This window comes from Streptococcus sp. A22 (genome assembly GCF_043674215.1).
Lineage (GTDB): Bacteria > Bacillota > Bacilli > Lactobacillales > Streptococcaceae > Streptococcus > Streptococcus suis_V.
This window is the reverse complement of sequence record NZ_JBIMJQ010000065.1, coordinates 1-1,730: the sequence shown is the minus strand read 5'-3', so window position 1 is coordinate 1,730 and position 1,730 is coordinate 1. Positions and strand designations below refer to the sequence as shown.

Genomic DNA, 1,730 nt, shown 5'->3' with positions numbered 1-1,730 from the left:
ACTGACTCAGAGATTGACTCAGAGACGGATTCAGATACAGATTCTGATACTGACTCAGAAATGGATTCTGATACTGACTCTGAGATTGACTCTGATACGGATTCTGAGATAGATTCTGAAACGGATTCAGAAACTGACTCAGAGATTGACTCTGATACGGATTCAGAAATGGATTCTGAAACGGACTCTGAAACGGATTCAGAGACTGACTCAGAGATTGATTCAGAAATGGATTCTGAAATGGATTCAGACACTGATTCTGAGATTGATTCTGATACGGATTCAGAGACTGACTCTGATACTGATTCAGAAACTGACTCTGAAACGGACTCAGAGATTGATTCTGATACAGACTCGGAGATTGACTCAGAGACGGATTCGCTGATTGATTCAGAGATTGACTCTGATACTGACTCTGAGATTGACTCTGATACTGACTCGCTTACTGATTCAGAAATTGATTCTGATACTGACTCAGAGATTGACTCAGAAACGGATTCAGATACTGATTCTGATACTGACTCAGAGATTGACTCAGAAACGGATTCAGATACTGACTCAGATACTGATTCTGAGATTGATTCAGAAACGGACTCGGATACTGACTCTGAAACTGATTCAGAGATTGACTCAGATACTGATTCAGACACTGACTCGCTTACTGATTCTGAGATTGATTCTGAAACTGACTCTGAAATTGACTCAGACACAGATTCGCTGACTGACTCGGATACTGATTCAGAAACGGACTCAGAGATTGATTCTGATACTGACTCTGATACTGACTCAGATACTGATTCTGATACTGATTCAGATACTGATTCTGATACTGACTCTGAAATGGATTCTGATACTGATTCAGAAATTGATTCTGAGATTGACTCAGAAACGGACTCAGAGATTGACTCAGATACTGATTCTGAGATTGATTCTGAAACTGACTCTGATACTGATTCGCTGATTGATTCAGATACTGATTCAGAAATTGATTCTGAAACTGACTCTGATACTGATTCAGAAATTGATTCAGAGACTGACTCTGATACTGATTCAGAAACTGACTCTGAAACGGACTCAGAGATTGACTCTGATACTGACTCAGAAACTGATTCTGAAACTGACTCGCTTACTGATTCAGATACAGATTCTGATACTGACTCAGAAATTGATTCTGAAACGGACTCAGAGATTGACTCTGATACTGATTCAGAAATTGATTCTGATACTGACTCAGAGATTGACTCTGATACTGATTCAGATACTGACTCGCTTACTGATTCAGAAATTGATTCTGAGATAGATTCTGAAACTGATTCAGAAACTGACTCTGAAACGGATTCAGAAATTGATTCAGAAACTGATTCAGAAATTGATTCTGAAACTGATTCAGAAATTGATTCTGATACTGACTCAGAAACTGACTCAGAGATTGATTCTGAAACTGACTCTGAAATTGACTCAGACACAGATTCGCTGACTGACTCTGATACTGATTCAGAAACGGACTCAGAGATTGACTCTGAAACTGATTCAGATACTGACTCTGATACTGACTCAGAAATTGATTCAGATACTGACTCAGAGATTGATTCAGAAACGGACTCAGAGATTGACTCAGATACAGATTCTGAGATTGATTCAGAAACGGACTCTGAGATTGACTCTGATACTGATTCAGAAATTGATTCTGATACTGACTCTGATACTGATTCAGAAATTGATTCTGATAC

At 38.8% G+C, this 1,730-nt stretch carries 1 protein-coding gene; it reads right to left on the bottom strand.

Features of this window, described 5'->3' with window-relative positions; all coding sequences use genetic code 11:
* Positions 1 to 1,562 (bottom strand): DUF445 family protein (locus ACHBHN_RS11290; protein WP_394734159.1); only part of this gene is annotated, 1,562 nt, incomplete at its 3' end.
* Positions 1,563 to 1,730 lie beyond the last annotated feature (168 nt).